This window comes from Pontibacter chinhatensis (genome assembly GCF_900113285.1).
Taxonomy (GTDB): domain Bacteria; phylum Bacteroidota; class Bacteroidia; order Cytophagales; family Hymenobacteraceae; genus Pontibacter; species Pontibacter chinhatensis.
The window spans coordinates 53,714-74,438 of record NZ_FOOT01000011.1 but is presented as its reverse complement, the minus strand read 5'-3'; the positions used below and the strand labels follow the sequence as shown (position 1 = coordinate 74,438).

At 52.1% G+C, this 20,725-nt stretch carries 13 protein-coding genes and 1 pseudogene; 5 read left to right on the top strand and 9 right to left on the bottom strand.

Annotated features, from left to right (window positions below):
* Positions 1-257 precede the first annotated feature (257 nt).
* Together BM040_RS19945 and BM040_RS19940 are read left to right on the top strand one after the other, a co-directional pair.
* Positions 258-3,203, top strand: a complete 2,946-nt coding sequence (locus tag BM040_RS19945) for a hypothetical protein (protein ID WP_139217858.1) — start codon at positions 258-260, stop codon at positions 3,201-3,203.
* Positions 3,204-3,334: 131 nt separating this feature from the next.
* Positions 3,335-4,558, top strand: coding sequence for an IS256 family transposase (locus BM040_RS19940; protein WP_092105261.1), 1,224 nt, complete (start codon positions 3,335-3,337; stop codon positions 4,556-4,558).
* A gap of 257 nt (positions 4,559-4,815) precedes the next feature.
* On the opposite strand, the pseudogene BM040_RS22045 reads toward BM040_RS19940, so the two are convergent.
* The 4 genes and pseudogenes from BM040_RS22045 to BM040_RS19920 form a co-directional block, all read right to left on the bottom strand.
* Positions 4,816-5,531 (bottom strand): annotated as a pseudogene (locus BM040_RS22045) (IS5 family transposase); the annotation flags it as partial.
* Positions 5,532-5,662: 131 nt separating this feature from the next.
* Positions 5,663-7,075: an RtcB family protein gene (locus BM040_RS19930; protein WP_092105259.1), complete on the bottom strand. Its 1,413-nt coding sequence runs from the start codon at positions 7,073-7,075 to the stop codon at positions 5,663-5,665.
* 60 nt (positions 7,076-7,135) lie between these two features.
* The gene (locus BM040_RS19925; protein ID WP_092105257.1) at positions 7,136-8,200 is read right to left on the bottom strand and encodes a nucleotidyltransferase domain-containing protein; all 1,065 of its coding nucleotides are present in this window, start codon (positions 8,198-8,200) and stop codon (positions 7,136-7,138) included.
* Positions 8,191-8,952: a nucleotidyltransferase domain-containing protein gene (locus BM040_RS19920; RefSeq protein WP_092105255.1), complete on the bottom strand. Its 762-nt coding sequence runs from the start codon at positions 8,950-8,952 to the stop codon at positions 8,191-8,193. The genes BM040_RS19925 and BM040_RS19920 overlap by 10 nt, the downstream gene beginning before the upstream one ends.
* Positions 8,953-9,194: 242 nt before the next feature.
* On the opposite strand from BM040_RS19920, the gene BM040_RS21875 reads away from it, so the two are divergent.
* Together BM040_RS21875 and BM040_RS19915 are read left to right on the top strand one after the other, a co-directional pair.
* Positions 9,195-9,365 (top strand): chryseobasin-related MNIO class RiPP peptide, encoded by a 171-nt coding sequence (locus BM040_RS21875; protein ID WP_175491138.1) that lies wholly within the window; start codon positions 9,195-9,197, stop codon positions 9,363-9,365.
* A gap of 32 nt (positions 9,366-9,397) precedes the next feature.
* Positions 9,398-10,525 carry a multinuclear nonheme iron-dependent oxidase gene (locus tag BM040_RS19915; RefSeq protein ID WP_217646801.1) on the top strand — a complete coding sequence of 376 codons (1,128 nt, stop codon included), beginning with the start codon at positions 9,398-9,400 and terminating at the stop codon, positions 10,523-10,525.
* Positions 10,526-11,361: 836 nt separating this feature from the next.
* Here the strand turns inward: BM040_RS19915 and BM040_RS19910 are convergent.
* The 5 genes from BM040_RS19910 to BM040_RS19890 are packed head-to-tail and all read right to left on the bottom strand — an operon-like array spanning position 11,362 to position 18,655.
* Positions 11,362-12,513 (bottom strand): VWA domain-containing protein, encoded by a 1,152-nt coding sequence (locus tag BM040_RS19910; protein ID WP_092105276.1) that lies wholly within the window; start codon positions 12,511-12,513, stop codon positions 11,362-11,364.
* Positions 12,514-12,521: 8 nt separating this feature from the next.
* The gene (locus tag BM040_RS19905) at positions 12,522-14,726 is read right to left on the bottom strand and encodes a DUF5682 family protein (RefSeq protein WP_092105253.1); all 2,205 of its coding nucleotides are present in this window, start codon (positions 14,724-14,726) and stop codon (positions 12,522-12,524) included.
* Between the two features lie 51 nt (positions 14,727-14,777).
* On the bottom strand, positions 14,778-15,857 hold the full coding sequence (locus BM040_RS19900) for an ATP-binding protein (protein WP_092105251.1): 1,080 nt from the start codon (positions 15,855-15,857) through the stop codon (positions 14,778-14,780).
* 9 nt (positions 15,858-15,866) lie between these two features.
* Entirely contained in the window at positions 15,867-17,336 is a 1,470-nt protein-coding gene (locus BM040_RS19895; RefSeq protein WP_092105249.1) for a DUF5691 domain-containing protein, read from the bottom strand.
* A 2-nt stretch (positions 17,337-17,338) separates the two neighbouring features.
* Entirely contained in the window at positions 17,339-18,655 is a 1,317-nt protein-coding gene (locus tag BM040_RS19890; RefSeq protein ID WP_092105247.1) for an SWIM zinc finger family protein, read from the bottom strand.
* A gap of 254 nt (positions 18,656-18,909) precedes the next feature.
* On the opposite strand from BM040_RS19890, the gene BM040_RS19885 reads away from it, so the two are divergent.
* Entirely contained in the window at positions 18,910-20,700 is a 1,791-nt protein-coding gene (locus tag BM040_RS19885; RefSeq protein ID WP_092105245.1) for a phytanoyl-CoA dioxygenase family protein, read from the top strand.
* The last annotated feature ends 25 nt before the right edge of the window (positions 20,701-20,725 follow it).

Here is a 20,725-nt window from a genome sequence, read left to right as displayed (position 1 = left end):
TGATCTGTGATTCTGTGAAGCGTGTCTTTTTCATTGCATTATAAAGTTATAGGTTTTTGTAACTTTACAATGGCCGAAGTTCAGGGAAGTCTACAAAGTTACTTGATGAAATTGGAAATAAAGACTTTATTCCTATTGTTATTCAAAGCTCTGCAGTTCCTCTTTGGGACGACTTTGTGCATTTATTCCAAAATGGAAGGGATTATATAATCCTTTTTGATGATGCTAATAAGTCTGTACAGAATTTGACTTACCTATTGGACTTTGTCCAAAAGCCCAAAACAAGTAAATTAAAAGTAATAATCACAGCCAGGGACTATGTAAAACAACAAGTGATACAGCGGTTGGATAATTCAAGGTATAAGGAAGTTATTATAGACAGACTGCAAGACAAAGATATTGAAGCAATCATATTGAACGCGTTGCCAAATCTACAGTACCATTCTGATATAAAAGGTAGAATAATAGATCTTGCTAAAGGAAATGCGAGAGTAGCATTAATGGCTACCTATTCTGTAACACCAGATTCAGAAACGAATTACTTAAGTAGTCCTGTATTACTTTATGAGAAGTATTTTAAAAAGATTGCAGATGAATTAGAGGCATTTTCAAAGCCTATCACTCTAAAGACACTTGCTATTGTCTCTTTTTTCGGAGTCTTGGATCGAAGTAATGTTGATTTAAGCAAAGTGCTGTCCCAAGAGTTCGATATTGATTGGGGTGAGCTCTGGGAAACGATTATAGCTCTGCATAATCACGAAGTTTTAGATTTATACTCTAACGAGGTGGTGAAAGTATCTGACCAGGTACTTGCAACTTATGCCTTTTATAAATGCTTTATAGACACTAAATCTTCACTAATAGATTATGGGCAGTGGCTGTCAACTTTTATTAAAGACTATCCTCATAAGGTAAAAAGTAGCTTAGTAGATATTAATAATACATTTAATTATGATCACATTAAGGATTTAGTTTTACCCCATTTGGAGAATATCTTGGTAAACACTAAAGAAAGAGAGGCTTTATATTCTTTCTATTCCATCTTCTGGTTTTACAAAGGGTATGATACCCTTGCATATATTAGACAGTGGATAAAAGAGTTACCTATTGATGGTAAAGATGGAGAATTAACATTTTCTTACAATCACAATGATCATACAAGACCGTCTAAATATTTCGAGCTATTGGTTCCTTTTTGGGGTCATTCGAATGAATTATTAAAACCATCTCTAGAGCTAGGTATAGATCTAGTTTCAAAGCAGAATAACCGCATACCTGAATTTCTAAAATTTATAAATGACTATTTTAGTTATAGACTGTCCGATGTAAAGCAAGGATACCAAAGGCAAAGAATACTTCTAGACGTTTTACTAAATGAAAAGCGATCTTCCCTCCATGAAGAAGTAGCAGATGGAACATTCCTGAACATCGCGGAGACATTACTGGGTTGGCGTTTTACAGAATATGGGCCCTCTAAAGGTTTGACTTTTCATGTCACAAACTTTCATCTCTACAATTCACCGGATTTACTGGAATTAAGGAGCAGAATTTTAAAAAATTTTATAGAACTTTTTGAATACAGTATTGAACAATCAAACAAGATATTAGAGAAGATCATCTACCCTGGAGTAGATATTGATAAGAATATCTATAAAAGTGAACTACCAATTTATCAATCTCTTATCACAGAGAAATTATCGATAGAATTATATAATCATTGTAAATTCGTCAAAAGGCTTGCTAAAAAGATATTCCCAGATAGAAGTGATATTCCAACGGAGTGGAAATCCTTTATAGATTCTGAAATAATGAAGTTAACAAAATTTCTGAAAACAGAATTTGATGATAGTAAAGGGAAAAGTTGGAAAGAAAGGGAGCAAGAAAAAAGAGAAATAATCCGCAGAGCCATTCTATCGAAAGAATGGTATGAAATAGAGTTGCTGCTCCTTTCAGTTGATAGTCTCTACAAACAGCAAATTGGTAGGTCGCGCTGGCAGGTTGACTATGCCATTTCTGAAATATTCATAGCCATTTCTAAAAAGAGTAAAACCGATATAGATAAAGCATTAAGAATGTTTTTTAGCAAGAAACTTTCGCTGCCTCTTCAACCTCGGGTCTTAAACTTTATCCTTAATGATGGTAGTCTGTCAGGTAAAGAAATAGCCTTTATAATAAATGAATTTGATTTTGAAGCGAAACCCTTTTGGACTCTAGCATTATTGAATGCTTTGCCTGAAGACCAAGTTGACTTAGATTTTGTCAAGATGCTTGTTCAAGTGTTTAGACAGGCGAATGGTAATCTACCTTTTCATAGGATGGCTGATTACGTGAAATTTGATCAAGCTTTTGGGGTTTACAAAAAAGATAAGCCAGGGTTAGGATTAGATGATCACAATATAATTTCTTATCTGACACAGCTTCTTTTGGAGAGACAGGACAAGCAAAGTATAGATTTAGGTTTCCACTTCTGCCAAGAATGCGCACAGTATCTCACAAATCATGTTCATTTGCTTAAACAAGCATATATATTACTGAAAACTAATGATATTCATTTTGATTATGATGGTAAAGAATTAGAGGCAGTTTTAGATTTAGATCCCAATTTTTTTATTGTATATCTGGAACAGAAAGCAGCAGATACTAATTTTTTGTTATTCAAGCTTGAAGATTTTAAACTCTCTCATATTTGGTCTTTACCAAACTATGAGGATATAGTAAACAATGCTATAAATATCATAATCGCAAAAACTCCCATTTTTTCTAATTGGGAGCACCCATCAGTAGCATTATTTACATTTGAAAATCCGAGTGATGAACTGCTTATAAAAGCTCATAATTTCATAAATGACTTTATAAAGCATCACTATTTAGAGAGGCAACACATCATGATGATTATGAACGTTGTGTTGCACAGATTCTCAGATCAGTTTGTAAAGTACTTAGAACAATTTCTGCGATTAAATAAAGATGTTGAGGTCTTCAAAAGTTTACATTTCGATAAAGGGGGTATCTATACAGGCAGTCGAGTTCCTAAAATACAAAGAGTTATAGAACTTTGCACTGACATTTTAATGATGATTAAATCACTTCCAGATGTTCTTGATTACATTGATCATATAAAGTACTTGGATCAATATATAGGATGGTTGCAGAAAGACATTAAAGATGAGCAAAAGAGAGAGTTTCAGGAGACTTATGAGTAGTTTTAAAGAAGGTGCTGTCCTTCATAGTCTCCCTTTGCATCCACTTTAATAAGATATTCATTCTTTTTATGTAGAGGCTGTAAAATAAACTGTGTCAAAGGATTAGCAGTATTACCTTTAACACAGTCAACATGGAAGAGAAAAACGAGCTGGATCTGGAAAAGATCAAGCGCCAGTTTCTGGAAGAGTTCCGGAGCGGCAAACCCACCTTCGGCAAAGACGGCGCCTTAGGGCCCCTGTTAAAACACTTCTTAGAAGCCGCCCTGTCGGCGGAGATGGACCTGCACTTGAACGCTGAGCAACGGCAGCAAGGCAACCGGCGCAACGGCAAGGTGAGCAAGCAGGTGCGCACCTCGGACGGCACCATTGAGGTGGAGAGCTCCCGCGACCGCTCGGCCAGCTTCGAGCCCCAGATCATCCGCAAGCGGGAAACCGTGCTGGCCGAGAACCTGGAACCCCGCATCCTGAGCATGTACGGTTTAGGCATGAGCCTTCGTGACATCTCCTCGCACCTGAAGGAGCTGTATGACATGGACATCTCCCATGACACCTTAGCGACTCTCACCGAAAAGATCGTGCCCCAGGTTAAGGAGTGGCAGGCCCGGCCGCTGGATGCGCTCTACTGCATCGTCTGGCTGGACGCCATGCACTACAAGGTCAGACAGGAAGGGCGCACTGTCTCCAAGGCCGTCTACAATATTTTGGGCATTGACCGCCACGGCCACAAGGAGCTGCTGGGGGTGTATGTTTCCGAAAGCGAAGGGGCTACTTTCTGGCTCTCGGTGCTCACCGACTTGCAGCAGCGGGGTGTAGAAGACATGCTTATCGCCTGCATTGATAACCTCAAGGGCTTTGCCGAGGCCATCAACAGTATTTTCCCTCAAGCAGATGTGCAAAGCTGTATCGTGCATCAGATCCGCAGCAGCATCAAGTATGTGGGCTCCAAAGATCAGAAAGAATTCATGCGCGACCTCAAGCCCGTGTACCGGGCAGAATCAAAAGAACTGGCAGAGCTCAGGCTGCTGGAACTGGAAGAGAAGTGGGGTAAGAAGTATCCCAAGGTCATTGAGAGCTGGCAGCGGAACTGGGACAAGCTCTCGACGTACTTTAAGTACACGGAGCCGGTCCGGAAGCTGATCTATACCACCAACACCATCGAGGGCTTTCACCGCCAGGTGCGCAAGGTAACCAAAACCAAGGGGGCCTTCCCCTCGGACATGGCCCTGCTGAAGCTCATTTACCTCTCGCACCAGAACATCAGCCGAAAGTGGGTCATGCCGCTGGCCAACTGGAGCCAGACGGCCCAGCAGCTCTCGATCTGGTTCGGGGACAGGATGCAGCTGGACTTAAGGTGAAAAGCGCTTTAAAAGTTTGGCCCTGTTGCTGTAAGGATTCACACCAGTACACCAACAGGGCCAGTAAACGAAAATATGGAAATGACACAGTTTAAATTACACTCCCTTTATGTAAGGCTCTTCAATAAGGCTTGATATCTTATACCGTTTATACTTAAAATCAATCCATTACTGGAGATTATCAAAAATTACTAGAAGCTATCTCAAAAATACCTGAGCATGATTTTCATGCAGGCCAGCAGGACAAAGGCCAGTTAGTTTTCAGCTTTGTACTCGTGCCTGACCAGCGTTCTTCTAAAGTTGAAGAGCCAGGCAAAGAAGCGTTCCACCTTCCATCTCTTCCGGTAGCGCCTGAGCTTTCTGCCGTCCTGCGTCTTTTTCTTCACCCTGTTCCTTCGGTGCGGGGCAATAAGCTCTACACCCTCTTGCCTGAGCTTCTCATCAAGCGGATCCGAGTCATAGGCCCTGTCGCCAATCATCCTTTGGGGCAGCGGCTCGATGAAACGCTCCTCCAGCACCCGTTCCACCAGCCCTACTTCGTGCGGGGAGGCTGAGGCGATTGAGACAGAAAGAACAAGGCCTGCAGCGTCCGTGATTGCCATGAGCTTGGTGCCTTTACCGCGTTTAGTCTTTCCAACAGCAGCCCCCCTTTTTTGGCCATGCAGAAGGAGCCATCAATGAAGCACTCGCTCAAGTCCACACCGCCCCTTTCCATCAGGTCGCGCGCCAGGGCCTCCACCACCTGTCGCATCACCCCCTGCTCCTGCCACTGCTGAAACCTGCGGTGACAGGTCTGGTAAGGCGGAAAACGCGCTGGCAAGTCCTTCCAGGGGGCACCGGTGCGTAAAATCCATAGCACCCCTTCCAGCACCTGCCGCTTATCCCGAGCTGGCCTGCCACGGCCATCAGCTCGTTTCACCGGCTCCGGAATCAAATCCTTTATCCTTTCCCACTGCTCATTTGTTAGCTCCATGAGCAGGTAACAAACAAGCTCAAGCGCTAATTCCTATTTTTGAGATAGCTTCTAGATAAAAAGTCCCTTTTTTAAATCAAGGCAGGGACTTTTTATCTAGAATTTAGAACAACTTATTCAAGTTATACAAGCTAATCCTTCTCCATATACTTCTCATCCCCGCACATGCGGACGATCTTCGGCGTGAAGGTTCCCACCACTTCCACCAGGTCCTGCTGTGACTGCATCACCTGGCGGATGTCCTTGTAGACCATAGGCGCTTCATCCAGGCCCGATCCGATCACTTCCACACCGGCCTCCTGTAGGTATAGCTGCACCTGTGGCAGCGTGAGCGTCTGCTTGGCTTTGGTTCTGGACATCACCCGGCCTGCTCCGTGCGAAGCAGAGTTCAGGGAGTTTGCCTCACCTTTTCCACGCACAATAAAACCCGGTGTCGCCATAGAGCCAGGTATAATACCGAGCACGCCCTGACCTGCCGGTGTGGCGCCCTTGCGGTGCACGATCACCTCGTTTCCGGCAGCGTCTTTTTCCTTCCAGGCAAAGTTGTGGTGGTTTTCTACTACCGCCAGCGGCTGTTCACCTAAGGCTGTCGCCAGGCGCCCATGTATCTGGTGATGACAGGCCGAAGCATAGTCACCTGCCAGGTTCATCGCCAGCCAGTACTCTTGCCCTTCCGCTGTGTTCAGGTCCAGCCAGGCCAGGTGCCGTGCCTCCTGTGGCAGACGGCAGCTTTCCATCGCCAGCTTGGTATAGTGGCCGGCAATGCTGGCACCTAGCCCGCGCGACCCGGAGTGGGAGAGGGCTGCCAGGTATTGTCCTGTTGGTAGCCCGAACTCGTTATCTTTATCATGCAGCTCTACCACACCGAACTCCACAAAGTGGTTACCCCCGCCCGAAGACCCGAGCTGGCTGTAGGCCCGGTCTTTCAGGCTCTTCACGATAGGAATAGTGGCGAACTCAGGACGCTCCATGATGGCATGGTCCTTCGGTTTTTTGAAGGTAGCCGTACCGAAGCGGGTGTTGTCGAGCAAAATTCGCTTTAGCTGCTCTGATTGCTTGTTCAGAATAGCTGAGTCAATCGCATAAAGGCTCATGCTCATGCAGCAGCCGATATCCACGCCTACGGCATAAGGTATGACAGCATCTTTTGTAGCCAGCACGCCGCCAATGGGTAGTCCATACCCCTGGTGTGCATCCGGCATCAGGGCACCAGCTAGACTCACGGGAAGCCGCATGGCCGTGTTCATCTGGTTTAAGGCACCTGCCTCAATGCCTGCTGCCCCGTAAATAGTATAGCCCCTTGCTTCGTCTAGCAGCGGAATGATTTCTTCCTGTTTGGGGGGAAGCAGTGCCTCTGCCAGCGCTGCCAGTTGCGCATCCTCCAGGTAATCGGCAGGGGAGGCCAGCACCTGGGCAAGTATAGCCAGTTGCTCTTCTTTCAGAAGATCAGCATAGTTAGACTCCATAAGTGCAATCGCAATTCCGATGGCTTTACCGGGCTTGTACCCGATTTCCAGTAAGTCTTTTCCAGTAGGTGTGTTCATAGTTTTATCCCTTAAGTATGCTACAAAGAAATCGGGCCACTGCGCAGCCTTTCTGCGTAGTTATAGTATTTTATAAAAATCTTTTCGCACCTCCACCAGCAACTCATTCAGTCGCTCCATATCCGGCTCCTCCGGCAAGTCCGAAGCCTCATATAACGCATCCATTCTAGCGATCCGCTCCTCGGCTATTGCCAATAGCTCGGCATACTCAAAAGCCCCTGCCTTGATCCGGAGCAGGAATTCGCGGTTGGGCCGGCGCACGATGATCTGCTTTTTCGTGGCGATCTCCTCAGCCATGTCGAGCAGGCGGAAAGTGTGCATCAGGTTCTTGGCATCGTAGTTCTTGCCGTGCGAGAGCGTGTTTTCGTAGCGGGCCTGGTTGCGCTTCTCCACCCACTCCCAATACTCCTTGTACTCCTTGCAATAGGTAGAGTAGGCGTTCTTGTTAAAGCTCATCACGGCCAGCGGCTGCAGCCCTTTGGGTATAGAACTCAGCGACACATCATTTGCTTGCTCGCGCTGCACAATGCCCTTGAACCGGGCGCCCTGCTGGTGGAAAAGCGCATAGAGGTCCGGCATGTGCGGGATGCGGGCCAGGCCGCAATCCTCCTGCCGCAAGCCCCGCTGCTCGAGAAATTCCTGCACCGGCACTGAGCCCTGTCCCTGTGCCACGTAGCAGAAGTCCAGCACGGAGCGCCGCTCCGGCTCCACCGGGTTCACGATCTTTTTCTTCAGTCCCCGCGCCTTCTTGACCTGTGTGAGGGCATAGCCGGCGAAGGTGGTCTTGCACAGCTTCGAAAGGAAGTCCTCGGCCCGGAACCGGTCGTAAAGCGGGTGCTTATACAGGATGCAGTCTTCTGGCATGGCCAGTAGCTCGAGCATGTTCGGGTTGTTTTTAGAGAGCAGGTCCACGAAGCGTCGCAGTTCATAGTACACAATGTCACTCGACTCGTTGCTTAGTTGTTCCACGTAGTTGAGCCCATAATAATCCTCCTCCGGCAGCACGAACACGCCGCGGATGTCGGTGTCGGAAGTAGGAGTGCTCAGGCCGTAGGCCCTGCTGCCGCTGATGCACTCAAACAGCAGCAGGTTCTTTTGTTTCAGGTCGTCAATGGTTAGTGCCATGGGTATGCTATCATTTTTCGGAATAATTCGTTCAGCGGCTCCGTTTTGCCCTGGTGTCTTTCAAACTCGTTTGCCCGGGAGTCGCAGTAGTCAAGGATGCCTTTCAGGTATAGCTCCAGCTCGGTTTCTTTTGGGTGACGGTAGGTTTCATCTACCTGCGCCTTCAGCACGAGCAGCGCCTCTATCTTGTCGCGCATGTTTCGGTCCGCTACCAGGGGCAGCAGCTCCCGGAATTGCAGCGGCGGTACATATTGCCGCTCCACAATCCAGAGGCTACAGAGGGTGGTGCGCAGCAGGTAAAAGTAGCTCTTCAGCTTCACCTTGTCTTCTGCCTCGCAGGCTTTGTAGTAGTTGTGGGCCATGCTCAGGTAGTGGTGCAGCCCGGCGCGGCAGGAAAAGTAGGCAGGTGCCAGCGCCTGCAGCTGCTGCCTGAAATCTGTCTGCTGCCGGTATATGATCGGTGAGGCCAGGCGCTCGAACATGGCCGCGTTGGTTTTGCGCAGCAGGCGCAGGCTCTTGCGGATGTCCCAGCCCACCAGGTCCAGGTCACCGCTCAGGTACTCGATGGTGTCGCGCTGCTCGTCTATACCCAGATACCAGTCGCAGGTATGGCGGTAAATGAATCGCACGTCATAGTCGCTGTCGGGCGAGGGGAAGCCCCAGGCCCGGCTGCCGGTTTCGGAGGCAAAAAGGACTTGTACCTCGTGCTGTTTCTCTATCTCACTAAGCTTTTGTTGTATCAGTTCCTGCATGGCCTTTGTTGTTAATGTGCCAAAGGTATAGGGGCACTGCACAGTGTTTTTGCGCAGGAGAAATTATTTTCTGTTATTTCGTCAGGAGGATCATAAAAAGGCTTAATCCTGGATGTGACGGGGCTCTGGACATCTTAACTGCTTTTTACACAGGTAGGTGCAACCCTTTGGTGTCGCCTTGGGTCATAAGTATAAATTGCCTCTAAAGGCCTTGCTTGCTTTCACCTTAAAACCTTTGTCAGATGAAACTGCCTAAAACCTTACTGAGCGCGATCGTGGTCGGTATCGCTGTCCAGACAAGCGCTTGCCAGAAAGATGACCTGCCTAAGCCTACCGCTGAAAATGGAGGAAAAGACGGCAAGGAAGTTATCAAGACTCCTTATGATAACTGCCCGGCCTGTGGTATGGGGTAAAAGCCCATGCGAATCATTTTTACAGTAGAAGCGTGCCTGGCATTCTAGCGACTGTCGCCTGTAACCTGGATGCAGATATCCTGTCTGCTACCTACCCTTTGCTGGAAGAGGGCAGGGTAGAGGCGATGGAGTGGTCTTTTGATACGCTTTTCCAGGTGGAACAGCTCCCTGATTGGTTCCGGGAGATGTTGCTTGCCTACAGCCGGGAAGGCAGGCTGATCGGACACGGCGTATTTTATTCGCTCATCTCGGGCAGGTGGTCCCGGGAGCAGGCGCAGTGGCTAAAGAACCTGCGGCAGCTATCAGCCCAATTTCACTTCGACCACATCACCGAACACTTCGGCTTCTTTACCGGCCAGAACTTTCACCACGGCGCTCCGCTGAGCATACCCTATACCAGCACCACGCTCCGCATCGGGCGTGACAGGCTGCTGCGCATTCAGGATGCCTGCCAAAGGCCGGTGGGACTCGAGAACCTGGCCTTTTCTTACTCGCTGGACGATGTAAAACAGCACGGCGAATTCCTGGAAAAGCTCATAGCGCCTGCCAACGGCTTCATCATCCTGGACCTGCATAACCTTTACTGCCAGCTCCACAATTTTTCTGTTTCTTACAAAGAACTGATCCGACTATACCCACTCGAGCGCGTGCGGGAAATCCACATCTCGGGTGGCAGCTGGGAAGAAGCGCCGGAGGCACCAGGCCAGAAAGTAAGGCGCGATACCCACGACGATGCGGTGCCGGCAGCCGTATTTGGGCTTCTTGAACAGACCATGCCGCTTTGCCCCAACCTCAAGTACGTGGTGCTGGAACAACTGGGAAACGGGTTGAAAACCGAAAGCAGCCGTGCCGGCTTTCAGAGAGACTTCCGGCAGTTGGAGCAGCTGGTACAGCAGGCCAATGCGGTCCGTACCGGTCACCAACCTGCAAATCTTTTCCTGCCATTGAACGCCCTCCCAGGCAGCGCTGTGGAAGAGGATGAGGCACTGCACCAGCAACAGGTGCTACTCTCGCAAATACTTGAAAATGCCCCTTCCTACCAGGAGGCGCAGCGTCTGCTCCAAACCTCCTCCCTCGCTCATTCCGACTGGCGTATCGAAAACTGGCAGCCCTACATGCTGGAAACAGCCATCCGGATTGCACAGAAGTGGAAGAAGTAGCAGGCAGGAGGGCTTGCTGTACCTGACTGCCCAATGTGTTTGCCTTTGTAACTTTCATTTCATGTTCCGTTGGCCGGTAAACAGTTAGCGCAGTGTGGTTTTCTTCAGATTCAGGGATTTCGTGCGTGTTCTGGCAGACAGGTTGCCTTTGAAGACTATGGGTTAGCCGCAGCCCCCTTCCTCGTTAAAGGCGATGCTCTTACCGTGACCACACCATCACAAAGAGCCTGCTCGGCTTGTGGAGAAACTGGGGGTATGCGTCACGCAGCAAGCTGTTTAGTGTCGGAGCCTGTAGCGCACTCCTTTTTTGTTGAAGAGGACTTCGCTCAGTGATGCTTTAAAGTTCAGGATTGGGTAGGTGAGCAGCGTTTGGTTATACTATAGCCTTCTGTACCAACATTCAGTCTACATGTAATCATTTTACTGTAAATCCAGCGTGTTCTACATGTTTTACTGTGTTGGTTAACGTTTTTACTTTACATGGTGGCGATGTTTAAAATGCCTGACTGCAATTGGAGTGTCCGAAGCATCGGAGAGTTTTTAATAAGAGCGCAGATTAATAAGAGCGCAGATCCTGAAAAAGAAAGAATAGAGCAGGTTTACCGGGAGGTGTTTGAACTGGCCGCTGACAACTGATTGCCGGGCTCATTCAGCTAAAAGGGTGGATCGATAAAGCACTTTCAAGCATCAGCCGAGAGATGCGCTTTGGGCAGGAAAATCCTGTACCTGTAGCTAATCCAGCTACAGGTACAGGGTTCATTGCTTTGATAATATGGCTTGGTCCTTCAGGCTCAAGCTCAAGGTCCCAATGTCTGGAATGGGGGAAGCCGGAACTTTTATGCTGGGTTTGCCGATGTGACTTTGATATCCTGTGCCGCTGCCCACTGCCCGATGTCCTGCTTGCTCAGGGCACTTGCCATCAGGTCCGGGAATTTATCGGGCGTGCAGGCAAAGACAGGTATGCCGATGGAGGCAAGATACTCTGCGTTGCTGTGGTCGTAGGAGGGAGCGCCGTCGTCGTTCAGGGCCAGCAGGGTGACCACCTGCACACCGGCGTTAACCAGCTGTGCCGCCATCTTACGCATTTCCTTTTCGTCTCCCCCTTCATACAGGTCGGTGATGAGCACCAGCACGGTGTCAGTTGGCCGGGTGATGATTTGCTGGCAGTAGGACAGGGCCTGGTGAATGTCGGTCCCTCCTCCCAGTTGCACTCCGAACAGCAGTTCCACCGGGTCCTGCAGCTCTTCCGTCAGGTCAGCTACGGCCGTGTCGAAAACAACCATTTTTGTCTGCACAGCCGGTATGGAGCCCATTACGGCCCCGAAAATACCGGAATATACCACGGATGTACCCATGGAACCGCTCTGGTCGATGCACAGCACAATGTCCTTTAATGCTTTGCGCCTGCGGCCGTAGCCAATGCGTGTTTCAGGGATGATGGTATTGTATTCGGGCTGGTAATGGCGCAGGTTTTTGAGAATGGTGGCAGGCCAATTAATCTCGTTATGGCGCGGCCTGCGGCTCCGGGTGGAGCGGTTAAGGCTGCCGCTGATTGCCTGCTGTGTGGGAGCGGCCAGCTTCTGCATCAGCTCTTCCACCACCTTGCGCACGACCTGCCGGGCTGTGTCCTTTGTCTTTTCGGGTATCACCCGGCTTAGCGTCATGAGGTTGGCGACCAGGTGCACATCCGGCACGACGGACTCGAGCATCTCCGGCTCCATGAGCATGGAGGTCAGGTTAAGCCGTTTGAGTGCATCCTGCTGCATCACCTTTACTACCGTATTGGGGAAATACTCCCGGATATCGCCAAGCCAGCGGGCTACATTCGGGGAGGAAGCACCGAGTCCTCCTCTGCCTTTGTCACCGTTATAAAGGGCCTCCAGGGTCTTGTCTATCCCTGTTTCCAGCTTAGAGAGCGGCACCGTCAGCTCTTCCTTTGTTTCGCTGCCCAGTACCAGTCGCCAGCGTTTAAGTCGTTCTTCGTTCATATCCATGCTTAGGCCACGCCGATTATTTTGTAAAACACGGGCAATACTTCCCTTGCCCGCTCTTCGTCCAGGTTGAGCTCCGTAGCTGCTACTGCCACAGGTGCGCCGCCAGCTTTAGCCTTCTCGGCCAGCTTGCGCTTTTCGGAGGCCGTGTAGTCTGCAAAGGTTCTTCTCAGGATGGGTGCCACCTGTTGAAACAATTCGCCCGGCAGTTCCGCCAGCCAGGCATCCAGTATGCTCCAGATGCGGTCGTCGAGTATTAGGGTGGTGGCACTGTTCTTCAGGAAGCCCTCGAGCCAGGAAGAGGCATAGGCCGGATCTGTTCCGGGAGAAAGCGCCCTGCTGAACTCCTGCGCCGTCTGTTCTTCCTGTAGCACGCCTGCCTCCTGTAAAATTTTGCAACAGGTACCGCAGACCAGGGCGTTGGCCTGATGGGTGTCCAGAAGCTCCAGCAGGGTAGCGTACCACACGTCCTTGTATTCTTCCTCCTCCAGTAACAGGATACCCTGTTCCAGCCGGACAATCAGCCCTGCGATGCTTTCGCCCGTCTCCTCGTCGATGGCACTGCAGGCAGCGGGCAGACCGGCACAAATGCGGGCTACCAGTGAATCCATGATCAGGGTCAGCGTGTCGGATTTGATGTTGCGCACGTGACCATACCTTTTGATCTGCACCAGGGGCAAGAAGGCCTGCATCAGTTCCGTTACGTCGGAGGTGCTGGCTGCCAGTTCGTCCATCCGGCGCATGAGCGCCGCCACACCCAAAGGGAGCTCGGCTGGTATCGCGTCGCCCAGCAAAAAAGTGATTTCGCGCAGCTGTCTCGCCTGCCCGGCCAGATGGGTGACATAGGCTGTGGCCGCTTCCTCCAAGGTGTTTCCCCATGCCGCTTTTTCCAGCAGGTGTATGCTGAGCTCCGGCTGCCAGTTCAGTTCCCATTCCTCTTTGAAGGTGCCTTTGCCCGACACAGCCTTTTTCTCGCCCCAATGCACTCCCAACAGGCGCAGGCGGTGGAGGAGTATGCTTTTCTGAAGCCCGGGCTCTTCACGCAGGTCCAGCTGCAGGAGCCTGGTGCCCTCCTGCGGTTTGAGGCGCAGTTTCTTTTGCCATAGCTCCAGGTCCCGCTGCAGGGGCACCTGGGGCGAGGCCGCCGGTATGCTGCCCACGCTGTGCCCCACAATAAGCTCGCGCCAGATAAGCTGCAGCTGTGCCTCGTCGCCCATGCACATGACTGTGCGCACCGCCTCGTTCAGCTCCTGCAGGCCAGCCTTTGCCTGTCCCCGCAGTGCTGTCAGGGTCTGGGCCAGCCGCACCGTCTCAATGACGTGTGCCGAGGAGATATCGAGCTGGTGCGCCCGGAAAACCCGGGCTACGTGGATGAGCCAGTGCGTACCGTCATCGTCCGGCTTTTGCCAGAGGTGTTCGTACCAGCCGGGCGAGTTGATGCCTGCGCCATAGCCACTCTCGAAGGAGAGGCGGCTGTTGGTCCAGGGTATCCAGGTGGCTTCGACTTTTACCTTCGGCAGTTTTCTGGTCAGCTCATCATCCGCTTTCTGCTTGGGCATGTGCTGCAGCGCAGGCACATGCCAGGCACCGCAGATGACGGCAATGCGCGCATACTGCTCTTTCTGGGCCGTCCGTATGCCCTTTCGCATAAAAGCCTCCCGTACCTGCTCCAAGCGATCTTCCTGCTCTGGCAGGGAGTCGCGCAGGGCCTGCATGGCTTCCGCCACGGCCTGAAAAGTGTCCAGGGCGTGATAGCGCAGCTCAAACTGCTGCTCCCACCAGAGCTCCGCGTCGGTATAGCCGGCCGCTTCGGCCAGGAACCTGAGGGGGTTCCGGTGGATGGCCTGTATTTCCGGGTCCTGGTTTTCGGGTGTCTCCTCTGTTTCTGTCTGTTGCAGGGCAAACTTGTGCGTGAGCGGCATATCGATAAACCGGACCGGCAGGCCCTTCGCCAGGGCATATTGTATGGCCTGCCACTCGGGTGAGTAGGTGGCAAAAGGGTAAAAGGCAGCCTGCTGCGGGGAGTCCGGCATGTAGGCCAGTAGCGCCACAGGCGGGGCCATCTCCGGGTCATGGGCCCATCGGAGCAGGGCTTCCCCTTCGGGCGGCCCTTCAATCAGGATAATGTCCGGCTGCAATTGCTCCAGCGCCTGCACGACGTTGCGCGCAGACCCCGGGCCGTGGTGCCGGATACCAAGTAAGTGAACCATCTGTTTGTGTCCTAGTTCGTCTAATCAAACCTGTGGGAGAAACCCGGATTTCTACAGCATGTCGCGGCAGGAGCGGTAGAGGTCTTTCCAGCCTTCACGTTGCTTCATCACTGTCTCCAGGTACTCTTGCCATACGATCCGGTCCTGCACCGGGTCCTTTATCACGGCGCCTATCACGCCGGAGGCGACATCGTCAGCCTTCATGCTGCCGTCACCAAAGTGGTGGGAGAGGGCCAGGCCATTGTTCATCACGGAGATTGCCTCGGCGGTACTGAGCGTACCGGACGGGGATTTTAGTTTGCTTTTTCCGTCTGCCGACACGCCGCTGCGCAACTCCCGGAAGATGGTCACGATGCGGCGGATTTCTTCTGTGATTGGTTTCTCGAGGGGCAGTTCCATGCTCTGGCTGAAGCTCTGCACGCGCTGCTGCACAATCTCCACTTCTTCTTCCATGGAGGCAGGCACGGGTAGGATTACGGTGTTGAACCTGCGCTTGAGGGCGCTGGAAAGTTCGTTCACGCCTTTGTCGCGGTTATTGGCCGTGGCAATCACATTGAAGCCTCTTACTGCCTGCACTTCGGTGTTCAACTCCGGTACGGGGAGTGATTTTTCGGAGAGGATGGTGATGAGGGAATCCTGCACGTCCGAGCCGATACGGGTTAATTCTTCCACGCGGGCTATTTTGCCCTCCCGCATGGCACGCATCACGGGCGTTTCCACCAGTGCATCCGGCACCGGGCCCGCTGATAGGAGCTTCGCATAGTTCCAGCCGTAGCGAATGGCCTCTTCGCCGGTTCCGGCGGTGCCCTGTACCAGGAGGGTAGAGTCTCCGGAAACGGCAGCGGCCAGGTGCTCGGAAACCCAGGACTTGGCCGTGCCCGGCAAGCCGTAGAGCAGGAGGGCCCGGTCAGTTGTGAGGGTGGCCACGGCGATTTCCATTAGTCTGCGGTTGCCGATATACTTCGGGGTGACCTCAAATCCGTTAGGCAGCTTGCCCCCAACCAGGTAGGTGACCACTGCCTGCGGTGACATGCGCCAGTTTTGCGGCACCGCGTTCCGGTCCTGCTTTCTTACCTCTTCCAGCTCCTGCGCGAATTGCTGCTCGGCGTGCTGGCGTAAAACGTTTGACATATGTGTTGTTTAGATAGATGCGTTTAGTTGTTCTCTTGTCTGTATGATGCGACTCATCTCGGTGCACATGTTCCTGAAATACCGTACCTGGTAAGCCTCATTTTCCTGCAGGATGTACTGCTGCAGGACAGGCAACAGGGAAGGGGGCATTTGCAGGGCCCAGCGGAGGTAATCCTGTTGGCTGAGGCTGTAGGGCTGTTGGACGAGCTGCTGCAACAGGGCCGTGCATACACTGGCCGGAATCAGGGTATAGCCTTCATCCAGGAGCAGGTACAGGTACTGATAGGCCTGCTGCGCGATGAACTTATCGGCCCACCTGAACCGCTCCTGCAACGGAAGCACCGGCAGTAACTCGAGCACATTTACCGGGTCAGATTCAAGCAGGGCCTGCGCCAATTCCCGGTGGCTGTACCTGACAGCGCTTTGCACGAGGTAGGGGACCCAGAGATTTTGCGCTTTATGGCTGGTGAAGAGTTGCACGACCTCTTTTGGGGAAAGTTGGTAGGCTGCCTGCCAGAAGTCTGGGTGCAGGCAGGCGATGGCCTGAGCCAGCCAGAAATCCATATCCTCCACTCCTGGTTGGCTACTCACCTTCTCCAAGCCTGCCGCCACAAGTGTTTCCGGAAGGGCAGCCTCCCTGTTGAGATGAGGCACTTTCTTTTTGGTAAAGAGGAGTGTCCGCTCTTCCTTGATGGTAAGCACGCTTTTCACAAAAGCCGCTACTTCCTGGTACAGGCCAGAGCCGGGCAGGGACTGGAGTAGCTCGTATACCACCTGTTTTACCTTGCTGCTTTTGTCGTCTAGTTGCGCTATCAGAAAGGCCTCATCTGCTAAAGAAAGCCCTTTCAGGAGGATTCCCAGTAATTCTGCCCTGTTATTGGCGGTTTCCTCCTGCAGGCTGGCTTCTAATAAAGCCAGGGCCGCATCGGGTGCGGTTTGGCGGATTTCCCTGAGATAAGCCTTCCGCTGCTCCCAGGTCCCTGTCTCCCATACCTGGTCCTCTGCCGGTGCGTTCAGGTGCTGCCACTGCGGGTTGATGCCAGCCAGCCAGGCTCCCCGGGTGCCGCAGGCCTGCAGTGTTTGCGTACGTTTCTGTTTTTTATCCGCGGCCCTGGCGAGCAGCTCCGGAAGCAGGGCAGGGAGCACCACCTTGTTTTGAGTGTTGCAGCGGTGAATAAAGTAGTCAATCAGGACTTCTTCTTTGGCCCGTAAAAACTGCTGCAAGAGGGCAGCTGCCGTTGCAGGGACAAAAGGTCTTGTTTCGGAAGGAGCAGGAGGAAGGGTTCCATGGCTTTGGGGCAACGTTTTGCCCGCCTCCTCCATGAGCAGGTAGGCGGCTGTCAGCTTGAGAAACGCATCTTCGCGGTTTTCGCTGGTGGCTTGCATGCGCTCATGCGCCTCTTGCAGCACAGCAGGGATGGCAGTGGGAACATACTTGCTGTTCCCGATCATGGCGGATTTTATGAGTTCCTGTAGCATGCTCAGGTCAGTGTGTAAAATTGATTATCAAACCAAAAGGCAAGGAGCCGTACGCCTGCGGGCTCATAGAGCAGAAAGGCAGTGCAGGGAGCTCCTCCTGTTATGGCCAGTGTCCGCCATCCATCTGTATCCGCGTTCAGCAAGGGCAGGCAGTTGGATGCTGCATCTGTCAGTTGCCACGACTGGTTTTGATAAAGGATGCGGACCGTACTTCCCATAAAAGGATGCTGTGTGGCAAAGGGCTGCACGGCCAACGTTTGGGTTACCTTGGTAAGCAGGGATGTAAAGGGCCCGGCATCAGGTAAGGGCACGGCTTTGCTGGCAGCTCCCTGCTGCCGGATCAGCGCGCGCAGCGGACTGGCAGAAGGGTAGAACACGAGCTCAGCTTCGAGCAAGGTGCCTGGCACCAGGTTATGCTGCGGGGCCTGCCCCGGACCGTAAAAGTTAAGGAGCAGGGCAAAGCGCTGATGCTGGTAACCGTAAAGCCACACCTGCTCGACGCTAAGGCGCTCTTCCGTTTCGTATATTTTTGCCAACACGGCCCATTGGTCCAGAACCCCATCGCGCAGCAAGACCTGCTCCTTGGGAATATTCCACCCAATCAGCGTCCGGACATCAGCCTGCAGGGCTTCATCCAGGGAAGGGAGCCGCTGGTATGCTTCACTTAGCAGGTAAAGTGAGGATATGCTGTGTAGGAAAGGTTTTTGCCAGCCATCCTGGTAATAGTTCAAATCGCTGAGGCGGCGCAGGTTGCCTGCCACGGCCGGGGCCTGAGCGTCCACCATGCGGGCTACAATATTTTTGTTGAAGGTGTAAGCCTCCGCCGGAACGTGGCTGATTCCATGGCGCACGAGGTCTTTGAGCCAGGTGCGGAGCTCCTCCATACCGGCTGCTACTTTCCTGTCGCGCCCTTCAGCCCGTTTTTCCTGTGCCTTCGTGTCAACAGGTTTACCGTTCTTGTCTGCTTTGGGTGCCTTTGCGGTAGCTTGATTTTCCCGTTTGTGCAACCATTCTGCTACCTGCGGTTCCAGGGTTTCTGCACTGGTAAATATCCCAGGCTGCCTGGCATAGAGAAAGAGCAGGCCGAGTCCGTGTTTGCAAGGGAATTTACGGCTGGGGCAGGAGCACTTGAAGGCAATTTGCTGCAGGTCCACCATGGTTCTGTAGGGGTTTTTCCCGCTGCCCTGACAGTCACCCCACATCGCCTGTTCGTGTACATAGCGGGAGACCCACTTAGCCTGGTTAGCCAATTGCTGGCCCGCCTTGACAGAGGCATTGTCGGGGGCAAGCTGTATAATCTGATCTTCGGTAAGCGTCATGAGTACTGTTGTGCTTCTTACCACGGCTATTCAAAGTGCCTGTGGCTACAGGAGCTGTGCTGAATGAATTAGTGGCTTTAAAGTACAATTTTTTCAGTACAGTAGGTAGCAGCCTGATCATTTTTCGCTTACTTTACTTGCCCTATCCCTGCTGCCCGGCCCAAGCTGGTGTGTAACATATTGGAAAGTAATATCCCCTCAGCAACCTGGAGCAAGTAGGGTTCTCTTATAATCGTATTCATTTATCCTGGTCTATGCCCGTAAACCGCAACGCCCTGATTCGTTACCGCACGCTCGACAACTGCCTGCGCAACAAGTACAGAAAGTGGACGCTGGAGGATTTGATTGATGCCTGCTCGGAAGCCCTGTACGAGTACGAGGGCATTGACAAGGGCGTGAGCCGGCGCACAGTGCAGATGGACCTGCAGATGATGCGCTCGGATAAGCTGGGCTACAATGCGCCCATCATTGTGATTGACAAGAAGTACTATGCCTATGAGGACCCAGAGTACTCCATCACGAACATTCCGCTCACGGAGCAGGACCTGGGCAAGCTGACCGAGGTAGCCGGTATCCTGCGGCAGTTCAAGGGCTTTACGCACTTCCACGAACTCAACGGCATGGTGCAGCGCCTGGAGGACCGCATCCATACGGCCAAGACGAAGCAGGCACCCGTCATTGATCTGGAGAAAAACGAGCACCTGAAGGGGCTGGAGCACATCGATGCCCTGTACCAGTCTATCATCAAAAAGCGGACGGTCCTGCTGACGTACCAGTCTTTCAAGGCAAAGGAGTCGCAGGCGTTCACGTTTCACCCGTACTTCCTGAAAGAGTACCGCAACCGCTGGTTTGTGCTGGGAATCAGGAAGCGAAGTCAGCCGGTGCTGCTCCTGGCTCTGGACCGTATCCTGGAAGTGGGGGAGTCGCACGAACCTTACCTGGAGAATGAGGGGCTCAGCCTGTCGGAGTACTTTCAGCACGTAGTGGGCGTGTCAGTCAATCCGAATGACGGGCCTGAGGAGGTGGAGCTGTTTGTGAACCGGGAGAACGCGCCCTATGTGCTCACCAAACCCCTGCACCACTCCCAGCAGCTGGTAGAGCAGGTGGGCAACGGCATTATCATCCGCCTGCAGGTGCAGCTTAACTTCGAGCTGGAACGGGAGATTCTTGGCTTCGGGGACTGTGTGAAAGTGCTTAAGCCATACAAGCTTAAGCGCCGGATACACGAGAAGATGCGCAATGCCGCCGAGCAGTACGACAAGGAGCTAAACCTGTCGGAGCTGGAGCATAGCATCACGAAAGTGAAACGCCGCGGCTATGCCGTGCTGGAGAATATCTATACCACGAAAGAAGTGGGTAGGATTCTTTCCACCATTACCAGGGCAACTGAAAGCGAGGAACGCTTCAGAAGGTCGGAGGATGTGTTTGCCATCCGGGGGCTCCTGCAGGAGGTACCGAACCTGAGGCAGCTGCTCTTCAACTCGAACCTGTGCACGCTCATTCGCGAAGGGTTCGGTGCTGATTATTTCCTGACCAAGGCAATTTATTTTGATAAGCCTCCCAAATCGAACTGGTATGTGACCTGGCACCAGGACGTGCCTATTAATGTGAAGGAAAAAGTGGAGGCAGCAGGCTTTAGTGGATGGACCAACAAGGCGGGGCTGGTGAGTGTGCGCCCGCCGCTGGAGTACCTGCAGAGTGCCTTTACCGTGCGCATTCATTTGGATGATACTGATGAGGAGAACGGGGCGCTGCGGATAATACCCAAGACAAACTTTGGTATCCTCACGGATGGGGAGATCGCTGAGCTGCGGGAAACGGCGGAAAGCAAGTGTTGCAAGGTCCGGAAGGGCGGCGTGCACCTGATGAAGCCCCTGACCCTGCATGCCTCCTCCAAGACGGAGAACAACAAGCACCGCCGGGTAATACACCTGGAGTTCAACAACCGGGAACTCCCCGAGGGGCTGGAGTGGCTGGAACTGGAGGCGGTGCCTGGAAATTCTCTATTCGCGAATCATGTATTGGATGAAACAACCAGGGGCTAACCCTGTAACAGAAAACCTGATTCAG

Coding starts and splice junctions, on each gene's coding strand:
- BM040_RS21875 (WP_175491138.1), top strand. CDS start 9,195: ATGAAACTGCCTAAAACCTTACTGAGCGCGATCGTGGTCGGTATCGCT.
- BM040_RS19920 (WP_092105255.1), bottom strand. CDS start 8,952: ATGCAGGAACTGATACAACAAAAGCTTAGTGAGATAGAGAAACAGCAC.
- BM040_RS19900 (WP_092105251.1), bottom strand. CDS start 15,857: ATGTCAAACGTTTTACGCCAGCACGCCGAGCAGCAATTCGCGCAGGAG.
- BM040_RS19940 (WP_092105261.1), top strand. CDS start 3,335: ATGGAAGAGAAAAACGAGCTGGATCTGGAAAAGATCAAGCGCCAGTTT.
- BM040_RS19895 (WP_092105249.1), bottom strand. CDS start 17,336: ATGCTACAGGAACTCATAAAATCCGCCATGATCGGGAACAGCAAGTAT.
- BM040_RS19925 (WP_092105257.1), bottom strand. CDS start 8,200: ATGGCACTAACCATTGACGACCTGAAACAAAAGAACCTGCTGCTGTTT.
- BM040_RS19930 (WP_092105259.1), bottom strand. CDS start 7,075: ATGAACACACCTACTGGAAAAGACTTACTGGAAATCGGGTACAAGCCC.
- BM040_RS19905 (WP_092105253.1), bottom strand. CDS start 14,726: ATGGTTCACTTACTTGGTATCCGGCACCACGGCCCGGGGTCTGCGCGC.
- BM040_RS19890 (WP_092105247.1), bottom strand. CDS start 18,655: ATGACGCTTACCGAAGATCAGATTATACAGCTTGCCCCCGACAATGCC.
- BM040_RS19910 (WP_092105276.1), bottom strand. CDS start 12,513: ATGAACGAAGAACGACTTAAACGCTGGCGACTGGTACTGGGCAGCGAA.
- BM040_RS19885 (WP_092105245.1), top strand. CDS start 18,910: ATGCCCGTAAACCGCAACGCCCTGATTCGTTACCGCACGCTCGACAAC.